Below are 26,052 nucleotides of genomic sequence, written 5' to 3' on the forward strand. Positions count from 1 at the left end.
AGGCCCATGAACTACGAGACCTTGCTCGCCGACTTCGCTCGCGACGACGACCGATTGGTCGTCATGACCGCCGAGAATCGCGCCGCTATCCGCAACTTGCCTCCTATCCTCGGGCCGCGCTTCATCGACGTCGGCATCGCCGAACAGACCATGATCGGCGCGGCCGCGGGCCTCGCCCTCGCTGGGCGGATCCCGGTGGTCCACGCGCTCGCGACCTTCCTCGTGCTGCGCGCGTTCGAGTTCATCCGCACCGACGTCGGCATCGCCGGGCTGCCCGTGAAGCTCGTCGGCGGCGTGCCGGGCGTCCTCTCCGAAGCGAACGGCCCGACCCATCAGGCGATCGAGGACATCGGCATTCTCCGCGGAATACCGAAGATGCGAGTGGTCTGCCCCTCGGACGAGGTGGAGCTCCTGTCGATGATGCCGCACGTGATCGCGGATACTGCCCCCGTGTACGTGCGCTACAACGCGCTGCCCGCCGTGGTGCCTCACCACGAGCCGTTCGCGATGGGCCGCGCCGAGGTCCTCTCGGCGGGAAAGCACGTGACGCTGCTCACCTACGGCGTCATGTTGCGCGAGGTGTGGGCCGCGCGCGCCCTCCTCGAAAAGCAGGGGATTTCGGCGCGCGTCGTCAACGTGCGATCTCTTTCTCCGGTGGACGAGCGCGCGCTGCTCGACGCGAGCTCCGGGACCGAGCTCGTCGTCACGGTCGAAGACCATTTCACGAAAGGGGGTCTCGCCACCATCTTCGCCGAGACGCTCCTCCGCTTCGGCAGGACGTGCCGATTCCATCCGTTCGCCTTCGACGACCGGTGGTTCCGCCCTGGCCTGCTCGGGGACGTCCTCGCGTACGAGCGCCTCGACGGCCCCGGGATCGCCGGGCGTGTCTCGGACCTCCTTCGCGAGAAGAACCCCAAGCCCGCCCCCTTCACCACGGAGCCCACCGCGTGAAACCACTCCCCGATATCACCCGCTCGCTGGCGCTCGCAGAGCGCGCTCGCGGCCTCGTGCCCGCCCAGACGCAGACCCTCGCAAAGGGCCCCGGGCAATACGTCCGAGGGGTCGCGCCGCAGTTCCTCGTCCGCGGCAAAGGGGCGCGCGTCTGGGACGTCGACGGCAACGAGCTCGTCGATCTGCAGATGGCCATCGGGCCACTCTCGCTCGGATACGCCTACCCCGCCGTGGACGAGGCGATCCGCCGTCAGCTCGAGGATGGCATCACCTTCTCCCTCGTCCACCCTCTCGAGGTGGAGGTCGCCGAGACGATTCGTGACATCGTCCCGAATGCCGAGTCTGTCCGATTCAGCAAGACGGGCGCCGACGTCACGCAGGCGGCGGTCCGGCTCGCCCGGGCGTTCACCGGGCGAAATCAGGTCCTGTGCTGCGGTTACCACGGTTGGCACGATTGGCACATCGGCGTCACCGATCGCGACAAGGGCATCCCCGAGGCGGTGAAGGACCTGGTCGCCACGTTCGAGTACAACGACATCGACTCGCTGACGAGCGCGATCGACGACGACACCGCGTGCGTCATCCTCGAACCGACGGTCTTCGAGCCGCCGAAACCCGGATTCCTCGCCGCCGTGCGAGAGGCCTGCGATCGAGTGGGTGCGCTCCTCATCTTCGACGAGATGTGGACGGGCTTCCGACTGGCCCTCGGTGGCGCCCAAGAGGCGTACGGTGTGCGCGCCGACCTCGCTTGCTTCTCGAAGGCGGTCGCGAACGGGATGCCCCTCTCCGTGCTCACGGGCAGACGTGACGTGATGCGCCTCCTCGAGAAGGAGGTCTTCTTCTTCACGACGTTCGGCGGCGAGGCGCTCTCGCTCGCGGCCGCCAAGGCGACCCTGGAGGAGATGCGGAAGCGCCCCGTTCTCGAGACCATCGCCCGCCAGGGGAAGAAGCTCGCAGATGGATACCGGGCCATCGCGGAGGAGCACGGCGCCACCTTCACCAACGTGATCGGGTATCCCGCGCGAACGCTCATGACCTTCGCGACCGAGGCGCCGCTCGTGGTCAAGTCACTATTCCAGCAGGAGATGATCCGACGCGGGGTGCTCTGGTCGGGCTTCCACAACGTGTCGTTCTCCCACGGCGACGCGGAGGTCGATCACGTGCTCGCCGCCTACCGCGAGGTGATCCCACTCGTGAAGCGGGCCGTCGAAGAGGGCACCGCCGCGACCGAGCTCCGCGGGGAACCGGTCGAGCCCGTATTTCGGAAAGTGACGAAATTCCACACGAAACCGAGGGTCCACCGTGACCGCTGACCTCTTCGCCCTCGACCGACGGGTCGCCGTCGTGACCGGCGCGCTCGGCCTCCTCGGGCGGGAGCACGTGCGCGCGCTCGCCGAGCGTGGCGCCCGAGTCGTCGTGACGGATCGAGATCACGCTGCCTGCGAGGCGTTCGCCGAGGAGCTCCGCGCGGAGGGATTCGACGCCCTCGGACGAGGCGCGGACGTCACGGACAAGGCCTCCCTCGAGGCGCTCCATGAGGCCATCCTAGCGCGCTTCGACGGTGTCGACGTCCTCGTCAACAACGCCGCGATCGACGAGAAGGTGGAGGGCGCGCCCGGCGGCGGCGCGCTCGAAGCGTCGCGCTTCGAGAACCTCGACGTGGAGGTCTTCCGGCGCGCGCTCGACGTCAACGTGACCGGGGTCTTCCTCGCGTCGCAGGTGCTCGGTCGGACGATGGTGGCGAGGAGGCGGGGCAGCGTGGTGAACGTCGCGTCCACGTACGGGCTCGTCGCCCCGGACCAGTCGCTCTACCGCGCGAAGGACGGGAGACAGCTCTTCTTCAAGTCCGCCGCATACCCGACGACGAAGGGGGCCGTCCTCCAGCTGACGCGCTACCTCGCGGCCTACTGGGGAGACGTGGGGGTCCGTGTGAACGCGCTTTGCCCCGGCGGGGTCTCCAACGGTCAGTCCGAGGACTTCGTCGTCCGTTATGCGCAGAAGACCCCGTTGGGCCGAATGGCCGACAGAGCCGACTACCGCGGCGCGATCGTATTTCTCGCGAGCGACGCGTCTTCTTACATGACGGGCGCGACGCTCGTCGTCGATGGCGGGTTCACGGCATGGTGACTTCGAACGTGTTGTGTCGGCTCGAGCCTTCGGAGATCGGTCGACGCGCCCGATCCCTCTCCCTCGTCTTGACGGACTGCGACGGCGTGCTTACGGATGCCGGGGTTTATTACGGACATTCCGGCGACGAGCTCCGCAAGTTCTCCGTGCGTGACGGAATGGGCTTCGCCCTCCTCCGCGAGGCTGGGATCGCCTGCGGCATCATCTCCGGTGAAGGGGCCCGCTCCATCGCCGCCCGAGCGGACAAGCTCGGAATCGACGAGGTGCACCTCGGTATCCGGGAGAAGGGTGCGTGCCTCGCCCGCGTCCTCGAACGTCGTGCGCTCGCGCCCTCGGCGTGCGCCTACATCGGCGACGACATCAATGATCTCCCGATATTCACGGCCCTCTCCGAGGGCATTACGGCCTGCCCGTCCGACGCCGCCGAGCCGGTGCTGGCCAGGGCGCACGTGGTCCTTCCGGTGAGGGGCGGCGAGCACGCGTTCCGAGCATTCTCAGACTTCATTCTCTCCCATCGATCCTGACGGAGGCTCCATGTCTCGAAAGATTACCCATTCCGTGCCCATCGGTCGCCACATCGTGGGGCGCGGGCAATCCTGCTACGTGATCGCCGAGATTGGCATCAACCACAATGGCAGCCTCGACGTCGCCAAGCGGCTCATCGACGGTGCCGTGCTCGCGGGCTGCAACGCCGTCAAGTTCCAGAAGCGCACGCCCGAGCTGTGCGTCCCGAAGGACCAGTGGAACGTCGAGCGTGACACCCCGTGGGGGAGGCTCACGTACATCGAGTACCGTCACAAGGTCGAGCTCTCGAAGGCCGACTATCAGGCGATCGCCGCCTACTGCGACGAGAGGAACATCGACTGGTTCGCGTCGCCGTGGGACGAGCTCAGCGTCGATTTTCTCGAGGGCTTCGACGTGCCTTGTTACAAGGTCGCGTCGGCCAGCGTGACGGATCTGGCGCTGCTCGATCGCATCGCACGGACGAAGCGGCCCGTCATCATGTCGACGGGGATGTCGACGCTCGAGGAGATCGATCGGGCTGTCGCGCTGCTCGGGACGGACCGCCTCGTCTTGGGCCACACGACCTCGGCCTACCCTGCGGCGCTCGCAGACCTCAACCTTCGAGCCATGCCCTTCCTCGAAGACCGGTACGGCGTGCCGGTCGGGTACTCGGGGCACGAGACCGGCCTCGCGCCCACGCTCGCGGCGGTCGCCCTCGGGGCCACCTGGATCGAACGCCACATCACGCTCGACCGCGCGATGTGGGGGACGGACCAGGCCGCGAGCGTCGAAGTCGGTGGGATGATGCGCCTCGTCGCGAACATCCGCGACATCGAGCTGGCGCTCGGTGACGGCGTCAAGCGAGTGACCGAGACGGAGCTCAAGATGGCCAAGAAGCTCCGGCGAGTCGCGAGCGCGGCGTAGCTCGCCCAAGCCACAACGCCCTCGCCGTGCGCGAGGTCGACCCCACGAAAGCCTCATCATGAACCACGCCTTCGGCATCGATTGGGCGTTCTGGTCGCCTATCGTCATCGGCGTCTGGGCGCTCCTCATGGTCGCCCTCGAACGCGCCTTCCCCTACGACCGGCGACAGAAGCTCTTCCGTGAGGGCTTCGTGCTCGACATGTTCCTCTACACGTTTGCCCAGAGCTACGTGCTGGGGCTCGTGATCGCGAAGATCATCGAGGGGCTCGATCGGCTCGGGGGCGGGAGGCTTCATGCCGTATCCGGCTGGCCTCTTTGGGCGCAAGTGGGGTTCTTCTTCGTCACCCACGACCTCTACATCTACCTCTTTCATCGGCTCCAACACCGAAACCGCTGGCTCTGGCGCACCCACGAGGCGCACCACTCCGGGCACGACGTCGACTGGCTATCCGGGTCGCGCTCTCATCCCCTCGAGATCCTCGTCAACCAGACGGTGGAGTATGCCCCCATCGTCCTCCTCGGTGCGCACCCCGAGGTCGCGCTCGTCAAGGGCGTCCTAGACGCGACGTGGGGAATGTTCATTCATTCGAACATCGACGTTCGTCTGGGGGTGCTTCAATACGTCATCAACGGCCCGGAGATGCATCGGTGGCACCACTCCTCGGACGAGGGGTTGGGGCCCGAGAACAAGGGGGTCAACTTCGCGACCAAGATCGCGGTCTGGGACTGGCTGTTCGGCACGGGATACCTCCCCGCCGGGAAGAAGCCCGAGACCTACGGCATCTATGGGAATCCTGACTTCCCGAAAGGGTATCTCGGGCAGATCGTCCATGCGTTTCGGCCGTTTCCGCGCCCGAAGGACGTCGCCCAGGAGGCCGCCGAGTAGGCGGCTCCTTCGAGTGCACTCTCTTCGCGGGGCCATCACACGATGGGCCCTCTCGGTCGGGCTCGTTCTCGCGCCCGGGGCCGCACGCGCCGCCATGGCGACGGGATCGCCCGAAGTCGACGGAGGGAGCGCGGATCCTCCCTCACCAGAGGCGAGCGCCGACGCGGGCCCCCGGAGCGCCATCCCGTCGGCTGTCGTACTGGGCGCGACATCCTCCGCCGAGGCCGTGGGCCCCGCTGCGGCCCCGCCCGAGCCACGCGATCTGGCTACGCGCCCGACGAGCTCCGGAGGGGGCTCGGACGACCGAAAGACGGAGTGGGCCGCGCTCCCGGTGCTCGGCGGCGGGTCGGATATCGGCGTGCTCTTCGGCGCGACCGCGGTCATCACGGGGGTCGGCGGCGAGACGAAACCCTACCGTTGGCAGCTCGACGTCATCGCGTCGACCAGCGTCAAGAGCGGGCCCCGAGGCGCCGAGCTCGTCCAACAGGGGTGGGGCGGGAGGCTCGACGTGCCGCGGATCTTCGGGACTCGCTACCGCTACACCTTCGGGGCGTTCTACAGCCGCACGGTCAACGAGCTCTATTTTGGAGTCGGCAACCAAGCGGCGCCCGATCCCTCGACGGTGACGAGCGCAACCCTTGGGCTAGGCCAGTATGTCAACGAGGAGGTGCGCATCCGAAACGTCCTCCGCTTCCCGCTCGTGGCCGAGGCGGTCGCCTCGAATCGCGCCAACGAGACCTGGACGGGTCAGGTGGGCCTCCAACTCCGCGCGCTGCACGCTCAACCCTATGCCGGTTCGTTCCTCGCGAACGACCTCGCCGCGCGCACCTCTTCGGGTGAACGTGTCATCCAAGGGGAAGGGCTCCAGGGCGTGCTCGTTCCTTCTCTCGGAGTCCTCTACGACACCCGCGACCGTGAGGTGCTCACTCGTACCGGCGCGTTCCACGAGGTGTCACTCCGCTTCGCGGGTGTCGCGCCCGCGACCGAGAGCACGTACGGCGCGGCCCACGCGACCTTCCGAGGCTACACGCTGCTCCCCGGGAAGGTCATCCTCGCCGGACGGGTCGTCGTCGACGCCATCTTCGGCGATGCGCCCGTGTTCGATCTGAGCCAGTACGGCTCGTTCACCCCGTCGAGCGCGATCGGCGGGGAGGATGGCGTCCGGGGCGTCCCTGCGGCGCTCTTCTACGGTCGCCTCAAGGCCTTCGGGAACGTCGAGGTCCGGAGGATGCTCTTCGGTGCGCGCCCCTTCGGGACGTCGCTCGAGGTCGGTGTGGACGCGTTCTTCGACGCGGGCCGAGTTTGGCAGAGTTACACCTTCGACGACCGACGTGACGGACGGACGCTCGGCCTCAAGGTCGGAGTGGGCGGCGGGCTCCTCGTGCTCTGGGGCCAGGCGGCGCTCTTCCGCGCCGAGATCGCCTATTCACCGGACGCCAACATCGCGAACCCAGGGTTTCCTGCGGCGATCTACGTCGCCGACGACGTCATCTTCTAGCCGTCCGTGATGTCGCGTCGTCGTCCGCGTCCGTGGAGCCTCCCCCTTCGTAAGCACTTCGAGGATCGTGTCCTCGGCGAACCGGCGACGCAGGATCGCAACGAAGGCACGCCGATTCGGCCGCGGCACGACGGGAGCGAACCAACGATCCGTTTGGGACTAGCAGCCTGTTGATTTTCGGACCGAGGCCGTTCGACTTCCGCGCCCGAGCCGCCGAGGCGCGACCCGAGGAGCGCCCGGAGCCTACTTTTGTACTTTTGTAGGTGAGGACGACCCTTGGAAGTCCCCGACGGGGGACGCCCCGCAGGATCGCAACGTAGGCGGTCGGGATGCGGCGGCGAGCGGCCGACGGGAGAAAATCAACGGGCTGCTAGCGTGCACCCGAGGCGTCCGGCCGCCGAAGGTCGAGGGTGAAAGGAAAGTCCTCGTTTTCCTCGGCGGGACCGACCTCGACGGTGCCGGTGGTGTGGCCGATGCGCTCGAACCTCCCGAGCCTTCGGCCTTCGGCCTCGAGCGCGTTCACGGGGCGAACGTCGTAGCTGCGGCCGCCCGGGTGCGAAACATGCATCTTGCACCCACCGAGGCTCCGCCGGGTCCAGGTGTCGACGAGATCGAAGGTGAGCGGCGTATGTACGCCGATGTAGGGATGGAGGCACCGCGGAGGCTGCCACGCGCGGTACCGGACCCCTCCCGCCACGTCGCCCTCGCCGGAGCGGGCGACCGGGTGCATCGGGACCCTTCGACCGTTGCAGGTGAGCACGAAGCGCTCGGGGGTGAGGCCGCGCACACGGACCTCGAGCCGCTCGACCGACGAGTCGACGTAGCGCGCGGTGCCCCCGGAGGTGACGTCCTCCCCCATGACGTGCCACGGCTCGAGCGCCGACCGAAGGGTCACGTGCACCCCCTCCACGGTGAGCTCGCCGATCGTGGGGAATCGAAACTCGAAGTGGGGCAAAAACCACGCGGGCTCGAAGGCGAAGCCCGAAGCTCCGAGGTCGTCGAGCACCGTGAGGAAGTCGTCCCAGACGAACGACGGGAGCATGAACCGGTCGTGCAGCGCCGTGCGAAACCGGACGAGCCTGCGTGACCCCTCGGGTCGCTCCCAGAGGCGCGCCACGAGCGCGCGAAGGAGGAGCTGCTGCGCGAGGCACATGCGCGCGTGCGGCGGCATCTCGAAGCCGCGCATCTCGACGAGCCCGAGCCTGCCGGCGGCCCCGTCGGGCGAATAGAGCTTGTCGATGCAGATCTCGGCGCGGTGGGTGTTCCCCGTGACGTCGATCAGGAGATCGCGAAAGAGCCTATCGGTGAGCCAAGGGGGAATTCCCTCTTTTGCCTCTTCGAGCTTTCGTGTCACCTCGGCGAAGGCGATCTCCATCTCGTAGAGGGCGTCGTTCCGGGCCTCGTCGATGCGTGGAGCCTGGGAGGTGGGGCCGATGAAGAGCCCCGAGAAGAGATACGAGAGCGACGGGTGTCGCTGGAAATACGCGATGAGGCTCCGGAGGAGGTCGGGCCTGCGGAGGAAGGGCGAGTCGCTCGTGGTCCTCGCGCCGAGGACGAGGTGGTGCCCTCCGCCCGTGCCGGCGTGGCGGCCGTCGACCATGAATTTCTCGGCGCCGAGGCGGGACGTCCGGGCGGCTTCGTAGAGGTGCTCGGTCTGCGCGACGAGCTCTCGCCACGACGCCGTCGGCTGCACGTTCACCTCGATGACCCCGGGGTCCGGCGTCACCGAGAGGCTCGAGAGGCGTGGATCACGCGGCGGCGTGTACCCCTCGACGAGCACGGGCACGCCGATCTTCGCGGCGGCGGCCTCGACCGCGGCCACCACGACGAGGTAGTCGTCGAGGGTCTCGAGCGGCGGCATGAACACGTAGAGCACGCCCGCGCGAGCCTCGGCGCACATGGCGGTCCTCACGACCTCCTTGCCCGAGTCTCCCACGGCGGGCGGCTTCGTCGACGCGCGGCGCGATTTGCGGCGCGGCGCGGCGAGCTCCGCGGGCGGCTCGAGCGCCTCGACCTCACGGGACGGGTCGGGGTGCCCGAGGGGCTCACGATCACCCTCGGCGACCCACGGGAGGGCATCGAGCGGGAGCCTGAGGCCCACCGGCGAGTCTCCGGGGACGAGGAAACAATGGCCACCGCGGAGGTACCAGGGGCTCGAGCGGAACGCGCCACCGGACTTGGCCCCGCCGAGCTTCGCCACCGGGAGCACGTAGCCCTTCACGGCGCCGAGGCCGGCCTCGAAGATGCGCCGGAGGCGCTCGCGCTCGAGAGGATCGTCGATTTTGGTGTCCTTCGGGTCGACGTTGATGGGCAATTTGCGCTCACGCCAGAGGGCATATGCCGCGTCCTCGTAGGCGGGGAATACGGTGTCGGACCGCACGCCCAAGTGCTCGGCCACGGCCACGAGGAGCCGCTCGCCGTCTTCGGTGCGTGCGCCGCTCGGGCTCGCTTCGTCGGCCACGAGCTTCGGGTCGTTCCAAATGGGCTGTCCGTCGACTCGAAAGTATAGCGAGAGGCACCACCGCGGCAGGGGCTCGCCCGGGTACCATTTGCCCTGACCGAAATGGACGAGCCCGTGCGGGGCGTACCGCTCGCGGAGCTTCTGGTAGAGGTCGCCCGCGAGCTTGCGCTTCTTCTCGCCGAGCGCCGCCGTGTTCCACTCCGGTCCGTCCGGATCGTCGATCGAGACGAACGTCGGCTCTCCGCCCATGGTGAGGCGCACGTCGCCCTCGGTGAGGCGCGCGTCCACGGCGTCACCCAAGGCCAGAATGGCCTCCCACGCGCCGTCCGTGTAGGGCTTCGTGACCCGCGGCGTCTCGACGACGCGCGTGACGTGCATCGTGTGCTCGAAGGTGGTCTCGCAAGGATCGAGGAGGCCGGAGACGGGCGCGGCGAGGCCTGGCTCGGCCGTGCACGCGAGCGGCAAATGCCCCTCCCCCGCGAAGAGGCCCGACGTCGGATCGAGGCCCACCCAGCCGGCGCCGGGTAGGTAGACCTCGCACCATGCGTGCAGATCGCAGAAGTCTTTCTCGGGCCCGGCGGGCCCTTCGATGGGCTTCTCGTCGGCCGTGAGCTGGATGAGGTACCCCGAGGCGAAGCGGGCGGCGAGGCCGAGCCTGCGGAGGATCTGCACGAGCAACCACGCCGAATCACGGCACGAGCCGGAGCTCTTCTCGAGCGTCTCTTCGGGTGTCTGGAGGCCCGGCTCGAGGCGAACATTGTAAAATACATGATTCGCCACACGCTGGTTCAGGGCGACCAGCATGGGCGTCGTGCCGAGCGACGCGGCGGGCCGGACGTCGGCCAGGAACGCGTCGAACAAGGGAGACTCGGGCAGCGTCCGGAGGTACGGGCGGAGCTCCTCGGCGAGCTCGGCGTCGTACGTGAACGGCCACTCTTCGGCGTAGGGCTCCAAGAAGAAGTCGAACGGGTTTCGAGCCTCGATCGCAGCGACGAGGTCGACCACGATCTCGAACGACGTCGTCTTCTCGGGGAAGACCAGGCGCGCCTGGTAGTTCGACTGCGGGTCCTGGAGCCAGTTCAGGAAGTGCTTCGCCGGCCGGACCTCGAGCGCGTACGAGAGCACCCTCGTGCGGCAGTGCGGCGCGGGCCGCAGCCGAACGACCTGCGGGCCGAGCGAGACCGGGCGGTCGTAGCGGTAGGTCGTGCGGTGGTGGAGGGCGACCTGGATGGACATCGCGACTCGGGAACGTACTTGGGGAAATGTTTCCGGAGAAGGCACGTCACCCGGCCGGGAGCACGAGCGGCGCACCGCGACCGCGCGGAGGCCCGAGCCACGCCGCGCGAGGCCGCGTCATGCTTCGAGCCGCGTAGGGGAGCCCCCTACCTTTCACTTCACGCGGACGAGGCGCACGCGAGGCATGGCGGCGGCGTCGACCGTCACCGTGAGGCCGGTGGGGCCGGCCGCGGCGGCTTGGAACGTGAGGTACTCGACGCCGCCCGAGCGCACCTTGCCGTCGGCCGCCTCGAGCTTCTGGGTCTTCGGGCCCTTCATGCTCTGGCCATGGAACTGCGCGCGCACGTCGGCGCCGCGCGGCTTCTTCGTGATCGGGTCGATCTCGACGGGGAGGTACGAAAAACAGGGGTTCTGGGGCTTGGCGAAGCCGGCCTTGTCGCCGTTCGAGAGGGCGAGCGTCGTGTAGAAGTCCATGGCCATCTCGGCCGGAGTGGTGCCGAGCGCGGTCGCGGTCCGCTGCGCGACGCCCTCTTTCGCGTCGAGCACGTCGCGGAGGTACGCCGGGCCTCCGCGGCCCTCGATGGTGCCGTCGGCCTTCGCCGTGTCGCTCCCGGCGCGATCGTAGAGGTAGCGCACGAAGAGGTACGAGGCGCCGCGCAAGAGGCCGTCGCGCTTCGTGTCGTAGGTCGAGCGCGCGCCCAGCACCTCGGAGAGCGAGTAGTCACCGATGCCGTCGAGCCCGGCCATGGTCACGTACAAGTTCCCCGACTGGAAGCCGCTCACGTCCTGCGTGAACCCTCCGAAGCCCTCGATCATGTAGGACGAGTCGGGCCACTCGGTGAGCTTGTTTTTCAGCACTTTTCGGCCGAAATGGACGAGATGGCCGAGCTCGTGGGCCAAGATCTCCTTGATGGCGGCGGGCGTGTTGTAGGGCGGCGCGATGTTGGCGGGCGGCGTGAGGTAGAGAAACTCACCCCTGTTGCCCGAGTCGGCGCCGCAGCCCGTGACCCCTTCGAGCAGATCGCACTGGCGGAAGAAGGCGACGGCCGAGTCGCGCGTGAGCGGAGAGAACACGAGGCCCACGCGCCCGTCTCCGTCCGTGTCGCTCTCGGTGCCGAAGATCGTGCGCGTGCGCGGCAAGACGTTCTTGTCGAAGTCGGCCAAGAACTCGGTGACGAACGCCGGGTCGAGCGCGCCCGGGTTCGCGGGGCTCTTGTCGAGCCAGACGACCGCCGTATCGCTCACGGCGACGACCTCGGCCGGCACGGGCTCGAGGCGCGAGCCGACGGGGACCTTGAGCGTGCGCGTCGTGCCCACGGCAGGGGCGGTGCCCTTGGGGGGCTCTTCGGTGGGGACGCTCTTGCCCTTCCACATGTCGGGCGAGAGCGCACACCCCGTAAGGCGCTTCGGCTCCTTCGGCGACGCGACATCTCCGGTCGACGCGGTGTAGGCGTGATCGCCGCGTGAGGTGTCGAGCTTGGTCGAGACGACCACGGCGACGTACTCCGCGCCCGGGAAAGGAGCGAGCCTCACCGAGGCCGTCCCCTCTTCGACGGGGAGCTCCACCGCTTCGCCCGGCTCGAGCGAGGCGCCACCCGCGGCTCCGTCCACGCCACCGTCGACCGTGGGCGGCACGACCGAGGCGTCGGGGGTCGGCGTGGTGGTCGACGCGCACGCGCCCGCGGAGGCGGCGACGAGGCACGCGGCGAGCGGGAGACCGTAGAACCGAAGTCGTTTCATCGTGGGCCTCTTCACTTCGCGTCGAACACGAACCAAAACCGCGCAAGCTTGCGATCGCTCACCCGCTTCGCCATGGCCTCGGCGAGCTTGGTTCGCGGCGTGGTCGAGACGATGCGGTACGCGGAGGCGTCTTTTCCGAGGTAGCGGACGGCGCGATCGGGCGTGGCGAGCCCGGTCTGCGCGTGGAAGTCGCCCGCGACCGTGAGCACGCGGCCGCCCTTCTTGGCCTCTTCGGCGGCGAAGTAGCCCATGGTCTCGTCCCGGATGACGGCGAGGTCGGTGAAGTACGCGAGCGCCTCGGCGGGCTTCATGCCCATGTTCGAGTGCGCGTTCGGATCGAAGTTGTCCGCGAAGTAGGCCTTGAAGGCGTCGTCGGGCGCGGGGATGGGGCGTGGCGCGATCGAGCCCGCGTACTTGAACGAGTCGCCGAGGGCGTTGAAGGCCTCGAGGGGCTTCTTGGGGTACGCGGCGTAGAGCGTGTCGAGCGCCTCTTTGGGCACGTTGAGACCGACGACCGGGCGCCCCTTCTCCTTCATGTGATCGACGAGGGGCTTCCAGTACTTGGCGTAGTTCGGCCACGGCTGGCTCTTCTTCTCGAAGTCCTCGGGGGTGAGGTTGCCGGCGACGTAGTCGTCCAAGATGGGCTGCTCGTCGCGCTGGAAGTGCTCCATCGCGAGCGAGACGTCCGAGAACTTCGCGGTCATGCGGGTGAGCGCCCAGAGCTCGAGCTCTTGGACCGGCGCGGTCTCGTGCTGCTCCCCGAAGAAGACGAGCTTCACCTCGCCGAGCTGCGCGACGAGGGCGGCCTCGTCGAGGTAGACGCCCTTCTCCGCGTCGAAGATCTGCATGGCCGTGAAAGCCGTGCCTTCGTACTTCGGGGCCGCTTCGGCCGTCGCGAACGTCTTCCCGGCGTCGGCGGGGGTGGGGCTCGTGGGATCGCCCGGCGTGGTCACGACCTCGGAGGCACAGCCTACGAGCGAGAGGACGGAGGCCAGCGCGAGCGACGAGAACGAGAGCCTTTGCATGGGGTGTGTCCTGTCACAACTCGCGGCCGTGCGGTAGGCCGCCCGGCGCGACGAGGCAGGGCACATTCGCAACACTACGACTTTATTGACATTTCGCACATTGCCCCTTGGTTCGTCGGGGGGCTACCCTCGAGGTCGATGCCCCCTCCGATGCCCTCCTACGCGCCCCCCGGGAGCCACGTGAGCTCGGCGCCAAGGAGCGCGCGGTGAGCCTGCTCGTCACGGGCGGAGCCGGGTTCATCGGTGCGTCGCTCGTAGCGCTCCGCGTGCGCGAGCACCCGAGCGAGCCCGTCGTGGTGCTGGATGCGCTCACGTATGCCGCGCGCCCCGAGCGCCTCCGGGACCTGCCCGGGGTCACGCTCGTCCATGGAGACGTGTGCGACGGCGAGCGCGTCCGCCGTACGATCGACGAGCACGGCGTGGATCGCGTCGTCCACCTCGCGGCCGAGTCCCACGTGGACAGGTCGATCACCGACGCGCTCCCCTTCGTGCGCACGAACGTGCTCGGCACGGCGACGCTGCTCGAAGAGGCTCGGCGCGCGGGCGTGCGGCGCTTCGTGCACGTCTCGACCGACGAGGTCTATGGCCACCTCGGGCTCTCCGATCCCCCTTTCACGGAGACGTCTCCGCTCGCGCCGCGCTCGCCCTACGCCGCATCCAAAGCGGGCGCCGAGCACCTGGTGCGGGCGTACGCCGAGACGTACCGCTTCCCTGCCCTCGTGACGCGTGGCTCGAACACGTACGGCCCCTACCAGCTCCCGGAGAAGCTCGTCCCGAGGCTCGTGATGCGCGCCCTCCGTGACGAGCCCCTGCCCCTCTACGGAGACGGCTCGAACGTGCGCGACTGGCTCCACGTGGACGACCACGCCCGCGCGATCGACCTCGTGCTGGAGCGCGGCGAGGACGGCGAGACCTACAACGTGGGAGGGCGCGCCGAGCGCTCGAACCTGGAGATGGCGCACGCGGTGCTCGACCTGCTCGGCAAACCGAGGAGCCTCGTGCGGTTCGTAGCCGACAGGCCGGGGCACGATCTGCGGTACGCGCTCGACGATGGCAAAATCGAGCAAACCCTAGGTTTTTCTCGGTCGCACACGCTCGAACGGGGCCTCGCCGACGTCGTCCGGTTCCTCGCCGAGCACCCGGAGCTGCTCGAGTCTCGGAGGGACGCCGAGGCGGGGAGCCTGCCTGGAGAGTGACGCACGACCGGGCGAAAAGGCGGTATCGTCGCTTCGCCATGAAGATCGTCGTCTTCGGTTCGGGTGGGCTCGTGGGGCGCTACGTCGTGCGTGAGCTCTTGGCGCGAGGGGAAGACGACGTCCTCGCCCTGCCGAGGTCCGCGTGCGACATCACCCGCCGGGAGGACGTGAACGCCGCCACGAACGAAGCCGACCGGATCGTGAACTGTGCAGCCTACACGGACGTGGAGCACGCCGAGGACGACGAGGACACGGCCTACCGCGTGAACACGCTCGGCGCGGAGAACCTCGCGCGCGCCGCGGCCCGGCACGACGCCTCGCTCGTGCACCTCTCGACCGATCTCGTGTTCGACGGCGAGAAGCCCACCCCCTACGACGAGCTCGACGTGCCCAGGCCCGTGGGCGCCTACGCGCGCAGCAAATGGGCGGGTGAGGTGCTCGCGCGGGAGGCCACACCTCGGCTCTTCGTCGTGCGCGTCCAAGGCGTGTACGGAGAGGGCGGCAAAGGGTTCGCGTCGAAGCTCCCGCGGCTCGTGCTCGGGCGCGGGCCCATCACCGCCGACGGGGAGCGCCTCGTTCAGCCCACGTGGGCTCGCACGGTGGCGCGCCACGTATGCGACCTCCTCCATACGGACGCGTACGGCACCTACCACGTGAGCGCCAAAGGCAAGACGACCTGGGCCGACTTCGCCCACGCCATCGCGAAGCGCCTCGACCTGCCCTCGCTCACCACGGGCGTGCCCACGGCCACGCTGAAGACACGCGCGATCCGGCCGAAAAATGCCCTCTTTTTACACAGAATGCTCGCGCTGCGTGGGTTCGATCGCCTGCCCACGTGGGAAGAAGATCTCGACGCGTACCTCGCCCACGCGGGCCTCGCGTGAAAGGGATCGTGCTCGCCGGCGGGAAGGGCACGCGCCTCTACCCGCTCACGAAGGTGGTGTCGAAGCAGCTCTTGCCCGTGTGGGACAAGCCCCTCGTCTACTACCCGCTCACGACCCTCATGCTCGCGGGCATCCGCGAGATCCTCGTCGTCTCGACGAGAGAAGACCTCCCTCGGTTCGAGGCGCTGCTCGGCACGGGCGCCGAGTGGGGCATCTCGCTCACGTACGCCGCGCAAGACGAGCCACGCGGAGTGGCCCACGCGCTCGTCGTCGGCGCCGACTTCGTGGGAAAAGACAAGGTCGCCCTCGTGCTCGGCGACAACGTGTTCTACGGCCAGAGCCTCGTCGAGCGGCTTCGCCGGGCCGCGAGCCTCGAGCGAGGAGCCACGGTGCTCGCGCACGTCGTGAAGGACCCAGAGCGCTACGGAGTCGTGGAGCTCGACGGCACCGGCAGGCCGGTCTCCATCGAAGAGAAGCCCGCGGCGCCGCGATCGAGCTACGCGGTGACCGGCCTCTATTTCTACGACGAGGACGCGGTGACCATCGCGAAGAGCCTCACCCCCTCCGCGCGCGGCGAGCTCGAGATCACGGACGTGAACGCCGAGTACCTAAGGCGTGGCGAGCTCCACGTGGAGGTGCTCGGCCGAGGCACGACCTGGCTCGACGCGGGCACCCCCGAGGCCCTCGCCCGTGCCACGGCCTACTTTCAGATCCTCGAGGAGCGCCAGGGCCTCAAGGTCGCCTGCCCCGAGGAGATCGCGTACCGCCTCGGGTACATCGACGACGACGCGCTGCTCGCGCTCGCACACGCCATGGGAGACGTCGACTACGCGCGCTACCTCGCGCGGCTCGTCGCCCCGAACGAGACCAAATAAAGCAAAGATCACGAACACTTACCCAGCACCGCCGCGAAACGTTTTGGGCCGGGACCAAAAAACCAGGAGGTGGGGCCCCAGCGGGCTTCGCCCGTGGGGCGGAGGACAGCGTCCTCCGATGACTACGCGAAACGTTTTGGGCCGGGACCCAAAACCAGGAGGTGGGGCCCCAGCGGGCTTCGCCCGTGGGGCGGAGGACAGCGTCCTCCGATGACTACGCGAAACGTTTTGGGCCGGGACCCAAAACCAGGAGGTGGGGCCCCAGCGGGCTTCGCCCGTGGGGCGGAGGACAGAGTCCTCCGATGACTAGGCGAGCTAAGTCAGCGGTTTTGGTCGAAGACCATGACCGATGACTTAGCGCGACGCCGTGATCTCGCGGACGAGCTCGGCGTACCTGTCGAGGCCGGTGCGCAGCGAGAAGTGGCCCTCCGTGAGCTCACGAGCGCGCGCGAGCACGGCGTCGTCGCGCTTCGTCTCGGCGAGGAAGGTGGCGGCGCGTTCGAGCTCGGTGTCTTCGAGGCTCGCGAGCACGTGGCCCGAGCCGGCCTTCGCGACCCACCCCGTGACCTCGTCGTTGCAGCCGAAGTAGACCGGGCGCACGCCCGAAGCGAAGAGCTCGGCGAGCTTCGTGGGGACGCTGGCGCGCTTCGCGTCGTTCACGACGAGGAGGAGCACCGAGAAGTCGACGAGCGCCATGTAGGCGGGCATAGCAGAGTGAGGCGCGACGCCGATGGTGACCCTCGAGGGATCGAAGCCACGCGCATCGAAGAGCTTCCGCCACTCGGCCTGTTGGTCGGAGAGCACGAGCACGTGGAGATCGTCGGCCTTCTCGAGCGCGCGACGCACGACCTCGAGCGTCTCTCCGGCGTAGTACGACTTGTTGAGCGAGCCCACGAGGCCGATGACCCGCTTGCCGCGCGTCTTCTCGCGGATGGCCGAGGGCACGCGCTCGGCGGCCTCGGCGTCGCGCAGGCGAAACTCGTCGTAGTCGGCGCAGGTGGGGATGTTCACGACCGGCGCGCCCGTCCACGGGCCGAATTTTCCCGTGCGAAGATCGTTCGCCTGAATCCCGGTGAGGGTGACCACGCCGGCCGCGTCCCGGAAGAAGCGGCGCTCGATCGCGCGCGCGACCGTGCGCACGTCCCTCCGGCCGAACCAGCGGCCGTCGGTGATGCGCTCGTCGATCCAGTACGAGCGGGCGTCGAACAGGTAAGGGACACGCGTCGTGTAGTGGGCCGCGGAGGTGACGAGCGCGGCGTGGTAGGCGCGCGCGTGAACCAGGGAAATTTGCCCGGTGGCGGCGAGCTTGGTCACCTCGGCAGTGGCGCGGCCGACGTTGCTCCCCGCGGCCTTCGTGGTGCCCGAGACGTCGTACGGGAGCGCCGTCCACGTGACGCCAGCTCGCTCGAGGCGCGCGCGCACCTCGGCGGTGTGACCCTGCTTGGCGAGATCCTTCGGGCGCTCGAGCGAGAGCAGCCGATACGGCACGCCGCGCTCGGCGAGGCCCATCACGATGCGCGCGACCTGGGAGTAGCCGATCGGCTGGAGGATGCCGTCGAACGTGACGTAGAGCACCGGCTTCATCGGGAGACCCTCTTCTTTTCGCGCATGGCGCTCGCCCGTCTACCGCGACTTCGCCCCGACGTGAACCACGAGCTCACGCAGGCTTTCGCGCGACCACTCGCATCGCGTCGAAGAGGTTCAGGGGGACCCCCACCCCACCGAGCAGGGGCGGCGGCGCCGGCAGGCCGAGCTTCGTGACCGCCTGGTGCAGCGCGAGCCCGAGCGGCACGACCTTCCACGGCCGGACGACCTCGACCACGTGGAGCCCCGCGCGCGCGAGGAGCGCCCGAAGGGAAGCCTCGGTGAAGAAATAGAGATGCTCCGGCGGGGTCATGAGGCGCCAACGTTTGCCAGCGAGGCGGCTCGCGATCGAGCCGAAATCCCCCGTCGTGAGCATCAGCGCGCCACCCGGCGCGAGGTTCTGCGAAACCCGACGGACCACGTCGTACGGATCGGCGAGGTGCTCGATCACGTCGAGCATCACGCACGCGTCGACGGGCCCGACGGCCTCGGCCATCGGGTCGTCGTAGACCCCCGTACGTACGTCGAGGCCACGCGCACGAGCGGCCGTCGCCGCGGGCTCCGACACCTCGACCCCCACGCAGGAATACCGCGCGCCCGCCTCGAGCAAGAAGAAGCCGAACGCCGCGCCGAGCTCGACGAGCCGACCCCCTCCCACGTGCTCGCCGAGCGCCGAGACCGTCCGCCCGAACTCGCCGCGAAGCACGGCCTCGCTCCCCTCGTAGTCCGCGTAGCCGAGCGCGCCGTCCGCGGTGAAATAGGCCTCGTCGTAGAGGTCGCGCGTGTCACGCGTGGGCGCTCCGTCGACGAAGCCGAGGCCACATCGGGGGCACGCGACGATGGTCTCGTTCGAGACACGAAAGAGGAACTTGGGGAGCACGGAGGCGCCGCACGCGGGGCACGCCGGACGGGGAGAGACCATGAGACCGAAACCTTCGCCGAGATCGGCGCCCCGAGCAACGCGCCTTCCCGTTTGACAAGGGCGGCGTTGTCCGCTCAAAGTCCGCCCGAACCGTGAATTTTCCGCTCGTTTCGACATGAACGCCCCCCGGCCGACCCCCTCCCCCGACGACGACGCGGGCGTCGAGAGCGGGCCCGTGCGCGTCTCGCAGGGCCGCGAGCGGCTCCTCGTGGTCATCCCCGCGAGGAACGAGGCCGAGCGCATCGGAGCGGTGATCACGAAGCTCCTCGAGACGCTCCCCGGGGCGCGTGTGCTCGTCGTCGAGGACGGCTCGAGCGACGACACGGTCGGCGTCGCGCGGAGGAGCGGCGCGACGGTGCTCCCGCTCGCGGTCGGGATCGGCTACGGCGGGGCACTCCAGACGGGCTTCAAGTACGCGGTTCGCAACGGTTTTTCGCGCGTCGTCACCCTCGACGCCGACGGCCAGCACGACCCGCTCGACGTGCCCAAGGTGCTCGCGCGGCTCGGCGAAGGCGGCACCGACCTCGTCATCGGCTCGAGGTTCTGCTCGGACACGGGCTACCGCACCGGGGCCGTGCGGCGCGCCACCATGGCCTTCTTCGCGTGGCTCACGAGCCTCCTCGCGGGGCAGCGCATCTCCGACACGACGAGCGGCTTCCAGGCCATAGGCGGCAAGGCCCTGCGCATGTTCGCGGACGAGTACCCCCACGACTATCCGAACGCCGAGGTGCTCGTCGACCTCGCGCGGCACGGCGGCAAGATCGCCGAGGTGCCCATCGTCGTGCACGCGCGCACGGGCGGCACCTCGATGTTCGACGTGTGGAGCGCGGCCTACTACGTCGTCAAAATGAACCTCTCGATCCTCATGGTGCTCCTCCGCAAGCGGCGCACCCTCCCCGCGATCCCCGAACGAACCGAGAACGGAGGCGCCGAGCCGTGAGCCCGCAAGGTAACGTCGTCATCGGGGCGCTCGCCACGGTGCTCCTCCTCGTGATGCTGAACATGCTGCGGAAGCGCAAGATCAGCGAAGAGGTGAGCCTCATCTGGATCGTGGCGTTCGCGTCGGTCATCGTGCTCGTCGCGCTGCCGGGCCTCACGGCGCGCCTCACGCACCTCGTCGGGGCCATCTATCCCGCGTCGGTGCTCACGCTGCTCGCGCTCGCGTTCATCGGGGTGATGCTCGTGTACTCGTCGGTCAAGATCTCGCGGCTCTCGCAGGAGGTGCGGGCGCTGGCGCAACGGCAGGTCATCGTCGAGGCCGAGAACCAGGCCCTCCGCGCGCGCCTCGAGGCCGAGGGCGGACCACGCTCCGAAGGCGAGCCCTCGCGATGAACCTCGCGGGGAAACGCGTGCTCGTCACGGGCGCGGACGGCTTCATCGGGAGCCACCTCGTCGAGGCGCTCGTCGCCCACGGGGCCGAGGTGCGCGCGTTCGTCGTCTACAACTCGCTCGGGTCGTGGGGCTGGCTCGACACGCTCCCCGAGGCCACGAAGGCGAAGCTCGAGGTGGTCGCGGGCGACATCCGCGACCCGCACGTCGTGTCCGAGGCGGTGCGCGGCGTCGACGCGGTGCTGCACCTCGCGGCCCTTATCGCGATCCCGTACTCGTACGTGGCCCCCGCGTCGTACGTCGAGACGAACGTCACGGGCACGCTCCACGTGCTCACGGCGGCGCGCACCCACGGCACGGCGCGCGTGCTCGTCACGTCGACCTCCGAGGTGTACGGCACGGCACGCTACGTCCCCATCGACGAGCGGCACCCGCTCTCGGGCCAGTCGCCCTACGCGGCCACCAAGATCGGCGCCGACCGGCTCGCCGAGTCGTTCCACAAGTCGTTCGGGGTGCCCGTCGTGATCGCGCGCCCCTTCAACACCTACGGCCCGCGGCAGTCGGCGCGCGCCGTGCTCCCCACGATCGTCACGCAGCTCCTCTCCGGCGCCGACGAGATCCGCCTCGGCAACCTCGCGCCCACGCGCGACCTCAACTTCGTCACCGACACGTGCCGCGGCATGATCGCGCTCGCCGAGTGCGACGCCGCCGTGGGAGAAGAGGTGCAGATCGCCACCCAGACCGAGGTCTCGGTGGGCGACCTCGCGACCCGCCTGGTCGCCTTGATCCGCCCCGAGGCGCGCATCGTGACCGAGGCCGCGCGCCTCCGCCCCGAGGCCTCCGAGGTCGAGCGGCTCGTCGGAAGTAACCAAAAGATTCGGGCACTTACGGGGTGGTCGCCCCAGGTCGAGCTCGACGAAGGGCTCGCGCGGACCCTCGCCTGGTTCCGAGAGCCCGGAAACCTCGCGCGCTACCGGGCCCATCACTATGCGACGTGATCCGAGCCCGAGCGGCCCTCGCCTCGTGTAGAAGCGGCTCGTGCGCGCGATCCTCCTCGCCGGGGGCCTCGGGACCCGGCTCAAACCCTACACCACGCTGGTGCCGAAGCCGCTCGTGCCGATCGGCGGCGAAGTGTCCATCATCGAGATCGTGATCCGTCAGCTCGTGCGCCGAGGGTTCACGCACGTGACCATCGCGGTGAACCACCTCGCCGAGCTCATCATGGCCTTCCTGGGGGACGGCTCGCGCTGGGGCGTCAAGGTCGACTACTCGGTCGAGAGCGAGCCGCTCGGCACCATCGGGCCCCTCACGCTCGTGCCGGATCTGCCCGAGCACTTCCTCGTGATGAACGGCGATATCCTGACCGACTTCGACTACGCGAGCTTCCTGCGCGGCCACGAGGCGCGCTCGAACGCCGTGTCGGTCGCCTCGTTCCAACGTGACACGAAGATCGATTTCGGAGTGCTCGAGTACGACGCCGAGGGTCGGCTCACGGCCTTCCGTGAGAAGCCCGTCCTCCGCTTCGACGTGAGCATGGGGATCTACGCCCTCTCGCGGCGCGTGATCGAGGGCCTGCCCAAGGGCAAAAAGTACGGCTTCGACGATCTCATGCTCGACTCGCTCCGCGACGGCGCGAGCGTGCACATCGTGCCCTTCCAGGGGCTCTGGCTCGACGTGGGCCGGCCCGACGACTACGACACCGTGAACGAGACGTACGCGGAGCTCAAGCCGCGGCTCGGGATCGGGCCATGACCGTCCTCGTCACGGGCGCCGCGGGCGCGGTGGGTCGCGCGCTCGTACCTCTGCTCGAGGCGCGCGAGGGCTCGGTCGTGACGACGGACGCCGTGCACACGAGCCATCGAGCTCATCTCGTGGCCGATCTCGCCGAGCCTTCGGAGGCACGCGCCCTCGTCGAGCGCATCCGCCCCGACTGCATCGTTCACCTCGCCGGAGCGTTCTCGGGGCACCTCGAGACCGACTACCGCGCGAACGTGCGCACGACGCAGAGCCTCCTCTCGGCGGTGTCCGACCTCGCGCCCACGTGCCGTATCGTGCTCGTCGGGAGCGCCGCCGAGTACGGAAAGGTCGCACCTCACGAGAACCCGGTGCGCGAGACGCACAGGCTCGCGCCGCGCAGCATCTACGGCCTCACCAAGGCCACGCAGACGTCCCTCATGCACCTCTACGCCGCGCTCTACGGGCTCGACGTGGTGATGGCGCGCGCGTTCAACCTCACGGGCAAGGGCCTCTCGGAGCGGCTCCTCCCCGGGCGGCTCGAGCGTGAGATCGACCGCGTGCGCTCGGGAGAGATCGATCGCATCGTGCTCGGCTCGCTCGAGGCGCGGCGCGATCTCTTACCCGTCGAGCGCTTCGCCGCGGAGCTCCTTCGCGTCGCGGATCACGGCGCGCGCGACGAGGTGTACCACGTGGCGAGCGGCGCCCCGACGCGCATGCGCGACTACGTGAGCGCGACCCTCGAGGCCGCGGGGCTCGACCTCGGTGTGGTCGAAGAGACGGGGCTCGGCTCCGGCCGAAGCGCGGACGTAGTGGACGTTTGGGCGAACGTGGAAAAGCTCCGTGGCCTCTGATCGTCCCCCTTCGTCGAGGAGCGGGGCCGCTCCGCCGACAGCCGCGCATGCTCCCGCCGAGAGGCTCGAGGGAGAGAGCGACGACGGCTCGACCGCGGCCACGACGGTGGGAGGCAAACGCGCGTGGCTCCCCGAGCTCACGATCGTAGACGTCACGCTCGCGCTCTCGGGCATGCTCTTCGGCGCGCAGTCCCTCTTTTATCCGTTCGGGCGCGACCAGGCGACCCACGGGTACATCGGTCGCGAGTGGCTCGCCGGGCGCCTCCCGTTCGTGTCGACGTTCGACATCAAGACGCCGGGGATCTTCTTCGTCCACATGGCGACCTTCGCGATCTTCGGGGAGCACACCTGGGGCCTCCGCGTCGTCGACCTCTTCGGCTGCGTGCTCACGACCGGGTTCCTCGTGGCGTACGCGCTCACCCCCCCGGGCGAGCGGCCCCGTCGCGGGCTCGTCGGCTTCTCCGTGCTCGCGGTCAACCTTCTTTACTATGGTCCGTTCGACTTCTGGAACTCGGGCCAGTGCGAGAGCTTCTGCAGCGTCTTCTCGATCGCCGGCATGATGGTCGCGCTCCGCGCGCGCCCGAGAGATGCGCTCGTGAGCGGCCTCGCCGTGGGGCTCTTCACGAGCCTCGCCGTGCTCTTCAAGCCTCCGTGCTTGTGGAACGCCATCGTGGTCTTCGCCGTCTTCGCGGCCCAGCTCGTGCGCAAAGCTCCGTCACGCGACCTGCGTGTACGCGCCATCACGCGCGCCGCCGCCGCGAGCGCGATCGGGGGAGCCCTGCCTCCCGCGCTGGTCATCGGGTACTTCGGCGCCAAAGGCGCGCTGCCGGCCATGTACGACGTGCTCGTCGTCACGAGCCGTCAGTACGTCGCTGGGGGGAGCTACGCCGACAGCTTCCTCCAGGGCCTCCAGCTCTTTTCGTGGGGCATTCTCAACTTCAACGCCACGCTGCTCGTCTCCATGAACGCGCTCGTCGTGGGCGCTGTGCTCGCGCGGCGGAGGGGCGATCGCGACACTTTCTTCCTCTACTGCGCGTGCATCGGAGGCCTCGTCGCGGGCTTCCTCACCGTGGTGATCCAGCTCAAGTTCTTCACGTACCACTGGTCGGCGATGCTCGGGTTCTTGGTGCTCGCGGTGACGGCGCTCGCGAAGGGCCTCTGCGAGCGCCTCGACGCGGCCGGGAAGACGTACGGACCGAAGCTCGCCGTGGCCGTGCTCGTCCTCGCCTACCTCACGGGGACGGCGCAGGTCGCGCGCTCGCTCGGGCTCGCGAAGCGCGCGCTCTACTACGCTCGCACGGGGGACGACGAGCCGCTCGGCGAGATGTGGGACGTACCCGGCTTTTACCCCTGGAAAGACGCCAAAAAGACGGGGCTCTGGCTCGCGCAGCACGCCGGGGCCGACGAGCGTGTCGCCGTGCGCGGGTTCGAGCCGCAGATCTACTTCTTCGCGAAGAAGAGGTACGACGGCCGCTACTTCTGGACGACCTTCCTCACCGCGCGGCGCTTCTCCAAGAACCGTGATCACCTCTCTCGCGAGGACTTCGCGAGCTTCAAGGTCAAACCTCCGAAGTGGGTCGTGGCCCTCTCGTACGAGCACGAGGGCGTCGACGCCGCCGAGACCTACGAGGCCCTCGGCTACGTACGCCGGGTCGTCGAAGGCCATTTCGTCATCCTCGAGGACGTCGGGAAGCTCGACTTCGGTGACGAGGTGCGGTGGTGAAGGTGCGCACCCCGAGGCTCCCGGCCCGCATCGACCTCGCGCTCGTGGCGTTGGCGGTCGCGATCGGCGTCCCGCACCTCTTTTTCCCGTTCGGGCGCGATCAGGCGCTCGCCGCCTCCGTCGCGCGCGCGTGGCTCTTCGACGGCACACGACCCTACGAGGGGAGCTTCAGCCAACACCCGCCGGGCCTCTTGCTCCTCCACGCGTTCGCCGCGCTCTTCGGCGACACCCACGCGTTTCCGTTCCGGCTCCTCTGCTTCGTGGCCGTGCTGGTCACGGGGCTCTCCGCGCCACTCGTGCTCGCCCCTGCGAGGTCGCGCATCCCTCCGGGCGTCCTGGGGCTCGGCGCGTGCGCCGCGAGCCTCTTCGCCCACGGGTACTTCGACTACGGGGACTCCGGGCGAGGCGGTGTGTTCGTCGCGGCGTGCCTCACGGTGGCGATGGCGCTGCTCCTCCGCGCCTCGCACGAAGACGGGCAGTCGCGACGGGCTGGACGTGTGCTCGGCGCGGGCGCACTGCTCGGGGTGGCGCTGCTGCTTCGGCCCACGGCGCTCGTCTTCGTGCCCCTGCTCTTGGGTGTCGTGGTGTCGGGGGAGCGTCCGTGGTCGCGCGCGGTGCGCCACCTCGCGACGTTCGTGCTCGGCGCGGGGCTCCCCATCGGCGCGGCCCTGCTCGTGCTCGCGCGGGGCAACGTGCTCTCGGACGCCTACGATCTTCTCTGGGATGGCCGCTGCGCCTACCTCGGCGCACATGCGCGGGGTGCGCTCGATCCGCCCTTCGCGATGGCCTCCGCGCTCACGACGTTCGAGCCCCTCGTCGCGCCGATCGGCTTCCTTTTTGCGGTCTTCGGCGTGTGGGCGTTCGTCGATGGCCGCCGCGACGATCTCGGCCGGCGGGTGCTCGTCGCCGGCGTGACGCTCGCTTCCGTGGGCGCGATCGTGGTCGAGCGACACTACGCCCGCTTCGCCTTCGAGCTCCTCGTGCTGCCCGTCGCGCTCGTGGTGTCGGCGATCGCGCTCGACCTCGGGCGGCTCTTCCCCACGGCGACGGCGCGAGCCCACCTGGCTTTCCTTGCACAGTGCATATTTCTCTACGCGGTGTCGTGTTGGGAGATCTACACGCCGCCCGCCGTCTATGGTTTGCGGTGGGCGGGGCTCACGCTGCATGCGCGTGGTCGTATGCCGCTTCGGATGTACGCGCACACGTTCGACGCCCCGCACGAGGCGTATTTTCCGGCCGAGAGCGCCGAGATGGCGGAGTGGATCCGGGCGCGCGCGGCCGAGGGGGACGAGCTCCTCGTTCGAGGGAACGCGCACGACGTCTACGTCCGAACCGGCCTCCGCTACCGCGGGAGGTTCGGGTCGTCCGGGCCGCTCACCGCGAAGGGCTGCGCCTACAAACGCGCGGCGTGGCTCGCCCAAGACGGCAACGAGCTGCGCGCGCGGCGGCCGAGGTTCGTGGTCGTCGAGGTCGTCGACGAGAGCAAGCGCTCCGCCGAGCCGGACGAGGGCAAGGGCTTCGCCGAACCGTTCCTGCTTCTCGGGTACACCGAGGGCTTTCGAACGTCGCACTACGTCGTGCTCGAGCGCCCTCGTTGAC

At 68.9% G+C, this 26,052-nt stretch carries 22 protein-coding genes; 17 read left to right on the forward strand and 5 right to left on the reverse strand.

Translation table 11 applies throughout. The annotated features are described in order from the left end of the window. Nucleotides 1-6 precede the first annotated feature (6 nt). The 7 genes from IPK71_02160 to IPK71_02190 all read left to right on the forward strand — a co-directional run bounded on the left by IPK71_02160 (nt 7) and on the right by IPK71_02190 (nt 6,890). Entirely contained in the window at nt 7-951 is a 945-nt protein-coding gene (locus tag IPK71_02160) for a transketolase (GenBank protein MBK8212527.1), read from the forward strand. Next, entirely contained in the window at nt 948-2,264 is a 1,317-nt protein-coding gene (locus IPK71_02165) for an aminotransferase class III-fold pyridoxal phosphate-dependent enzyme (protein MBK8212528.1), read from the forward strand. Before IPK71_02160 ends, IPK71_02165 begins: the two co-directional genes overlap by 4 nt. After that, nucleotides 2,254-3,078: an SDR family oxidoreductase gene (locus tag IPK71_02170; protein ID MBK8212529.1), complete on the forward strand. Its 825-nt coding sequence runs from the start codon at nt 2,254-2,256 to the stop codon at nt 3,076-3,078. Before IPK71_02165 ends, IPK71_02170 begins: the two co-directional genes overlap by 11 nt. Nucleotides 3,079-3,146: 68 nt before the next feature. Further along, a complete protein-coding gene (locus IPK71_02175; GenBank protein ID MBK8212530.1) occupies nt 3,147-3,602 on the forward strand; it encodes an HAD family hydrolase in 456 nt (151 codons plus the stop codon). A gap of 10 nt (nt 3,603-3,612) precedes the next feature. Continuing rightward, nucleotides 3,613-4,506 (forward strand): N-acetylneuraminate synthase family protein, encoded by an 894-nt coding sequence (locus IPK71_02180; GenBank protein MBK8212531.1) that lies wholly within the window; start codon nt 3,613-3,615, stop codon nt 4,504-4,506. A gap of 58 nt (nt 4,507-4,564) precedes the next feature. Beyond that, nucleotides 4,565-5,392, forward strand: a complete 828-nt coding sequence (locus tag IPK71_02185; protein ID MBK8212532.1) for a sterol desaturase family protein — start codon at nt 4,565-4,567, stop codon at nt 5,390-5,392. A gap of 13 nt (nt 5,393-5,405) precedes the next feature. Continuing rightward, a complete protein-coding gene (locus IPK71_02190; GenBank protein MBK8212533.1) occupies nt 5,406-6,890 on the forward strand; it encodes a BamA/TamA family outer membrane protein in 1,485 nt (494 codons plus the stop codon). A gap of 370 nt (nt 6,891-7,260) precedes the next feature. On the opposite strand, the gene IPK71_02195 is transcribed toward IPK71_02190, so the two are convergent. From IPK71_02195 to IPK71_02205, 3 genes are all read right to left on the reverse strand, one after another. Next, nucleotides 7,261-10,587, reverse strand: coding sequence for a transglutaminase family protein (locus tag IPK71_02195; GenBank protein MBK8212534.1), 3,327 nt, complete (start codon nt 10,585-10,587; stop codon nt 7,261-7,263). A 153-nt stretch (nt 10,588-10,740) separates the two neighbouring features. After that, nucleotides 10,741-12,327: a hypothetical protein gene (locus IPK71_02200; GenBank protein MBK8212535.1), complete on the reverse strand. Its 1,587-nt coding sequence runs from the start codon at nt 12,325-12,327 to the stop codon at nt 10,741-10,743. An 11-nt stretch (nt 12,328-12,338) separates the two neighbouring features. Beyond that, nucleotides 12,339-13,352, reverse strand: a complete 1,014-nt coding sequence (locus tag IPK71_02205) for a ChaN family lipoprotein (protein ID MBK8212536.1) — start codon at nt 13,350-13,352, stop codon at nt 12,339-12,341. 206 nt (nt 13,353-13,558) lie between these two features. Between IPK71_02205 and rfbB the strand changes: the two genes are divergently transcribed. From rfbB to rfbA, 3 genes are read left to right on the forward strand one after another with little or no spacing between them, the layout of a single operon-like run. Further along, nucleotides 13,559-14,548 carry a dTDP-glucose 4,6-dehydratase gene (gene rfbB / locus IPK71_02210; GenBank protein MBK8212537.1) on the forward strand — a complete coding sequence of 330 codons (990 nt, stop codon included), beginning with the start codon at nt 13,559-13,561 and terminating at the stop codon, nt 14,546-14,548. A gap of 38 nt (nt 14,549-14,586) precedes the next feature. Further along, nucleotides 14,587-15,432: a dTDP-4-dehydrorhamnose reductase gene (gene rfbD / locus IPK71_02215; GenBank protein ID MBK8212538.1), complete on the forward strand. Its 846-nt coding sequence runs from the start codon at nt 14,587-14,589 to the stop codon at nt 15,430-15,432. Continuing rightward, nucleotides 15,429-16,307 carry a glucose-1-phosphate thymidylyltransferase RfbA gene (gene rfbA, locus IPK71_02220; GenBank protein MBK8212539.1) on the forward strand — a complete coding sequence of 293 codons (879 nt, stop codon included), beginning with the start codon at nt 15,429-15,431 and terminating at the stop codon, nt 16,305-16,307. The genes rfbD and rfbA overlap by 4 nt, the downstream gene beginning before the upstream one ends. A 354-nt stretch (nt 16,308-16,661) precedes the next feature. On the opposite strand, the gene IPK71_02225 is transcribed toward rfbA, so the two are convergent. Together IPK71_02225 and IPK71_02230 are read right to left on the reverse strand one after the other, a co-directional pair. Next, nucleotides 16,662-17,891 (reverse strand): hypothetical protein, encoded by a 1,230-nt coding sequence (locus IPK71_02225; GenBank protein MBK8212540.1) that lies wholly within the window; start codon nt 17,889-17,891, stop codon nt 16,662-16,664. Nucleotides 17,892-17,964: 73 nt separating this feature from the next. Further along, nucleotides 17,965-18,813, reverse strand: coding sequence for a class I SAM-dependent methyltransferase (locus tag IPK71_02230; protein MBK8212541.1), 849 nt, complete (start codon nt 18,811-18,813; stop codon nt 17,965-17,967). A 115-nt stretch (nt 18,814-18,928) separates the two neighbouring features. On the opposite strand from IPK71_02230, the gene IPK71_02235 reads away from it, so the two are divergent. The 7 genes from IPK71_02235 to IPK71_02265 are packed head-to-tail and all read left to right on the forward strand — an operon-like array spanning nt 18,929 to nt 26,051. Continuing rightward, nucleotides 18,929-19,753, forward strand: a complete 825-nt coding sequence (locus tag IPK71_02235; GenBank protein MBK8212542.1) for a glycosyltransferase family 2 protein — start codon at nt 18,929-18,931, stop codon at nt 19,751-19,753. Continuing rightward, nucleotides 19,750-20,145 (forward strand): DUF2304 domain-containing protein, encoded by a 396-nt coding sequence (locus IPK71_02240; protein MBK8212543.1) that lies wholly within the window; start codon nt 19,750-19,752, stop codon nt 20,143-20,145. Before IPK71_02235 ends, IPK71_02240 begins: the two co-directional genes overlap by 4 nt. After that, nucleotides 20,142-21,140 carry an SDR family NAD(P)-dependent oxidoreductase gene (locus tag IPK71_02245; protein MBK8212544.1) on the forward strand — a complete coding sequence of 333 codons (999 nt, stop codon included), beginning with the start codon at nt 20,142-20,144 and terminating at the stop codon, nt 21,138-21,140. The genes IPK71_02240 and IPK71_02245 overlap by 4 nt, the downstream gene beginning before the upstream one ends. A 40-nt stretch (nt 21,141-21,180) precedes the next feature. Continuing rightward, the gene (locus tag IPK71_02250) at nt 21,181-21,894 is read left to right on the forward strand and encodes an NTP transferase domain-containing protein (protein ID MBK8212545.1); all 714 of its coding nucleotides are present in this window, start codon (nt 21,181-21,183) and stop codon (nt 21,892-21,894) included. Beyond that, nucleotides 21,891-22,730: an NAD-dependent epimerase/dehydratase family protein gene (locus IPK71_02255; protein ID MBK8212546.1), complete on the forward strand. Its 840-nt coding sequence runs from the start codon at nt 21,891-21,893 to the stop codon at nt 22,728-22,730. The genes IPK71_02250 and IPK71_02255 overlap by 4 nt, the downstream gene beginning before the upstream one ends. Further along, a complete protein-coding gene (locus IPK71_02260) occupies nt 22,720-24,453 on the forward strand; it encodes a hypothetical protein (GenBank protein MBK8212547.1) in 1,734 nt (577 codons plus the stop codon). Before IPK71_02255 ends, IPK71_02260 begins: the two co-directional genes overlap by 11 nt. Next, on the forward strand, nt 24,450-26,051 hold the full coding sequence (locus IPK71_02265) for a glycosyltransferase family 39 protein (protein ID MBK8212548.1): 1,602 nt from the start codon (nt 24,450-24,452) through the stop codon (nt 26,049-26,051). The genes IPK71_02260 and IPK71_02265 overlap by 4 nt, the downstream gene beginning before the upstream one ends. Nucleotide 26,052 lies beyond the last annotated feature (1 nt).

This window comes from Myxococcales bacterium, assembly GCA_016712525.1.
GTDB lineage: Bacteria > Myxococcota_A > Polyangia > Polyangiales > Polyangiaceae > JAAFHV01.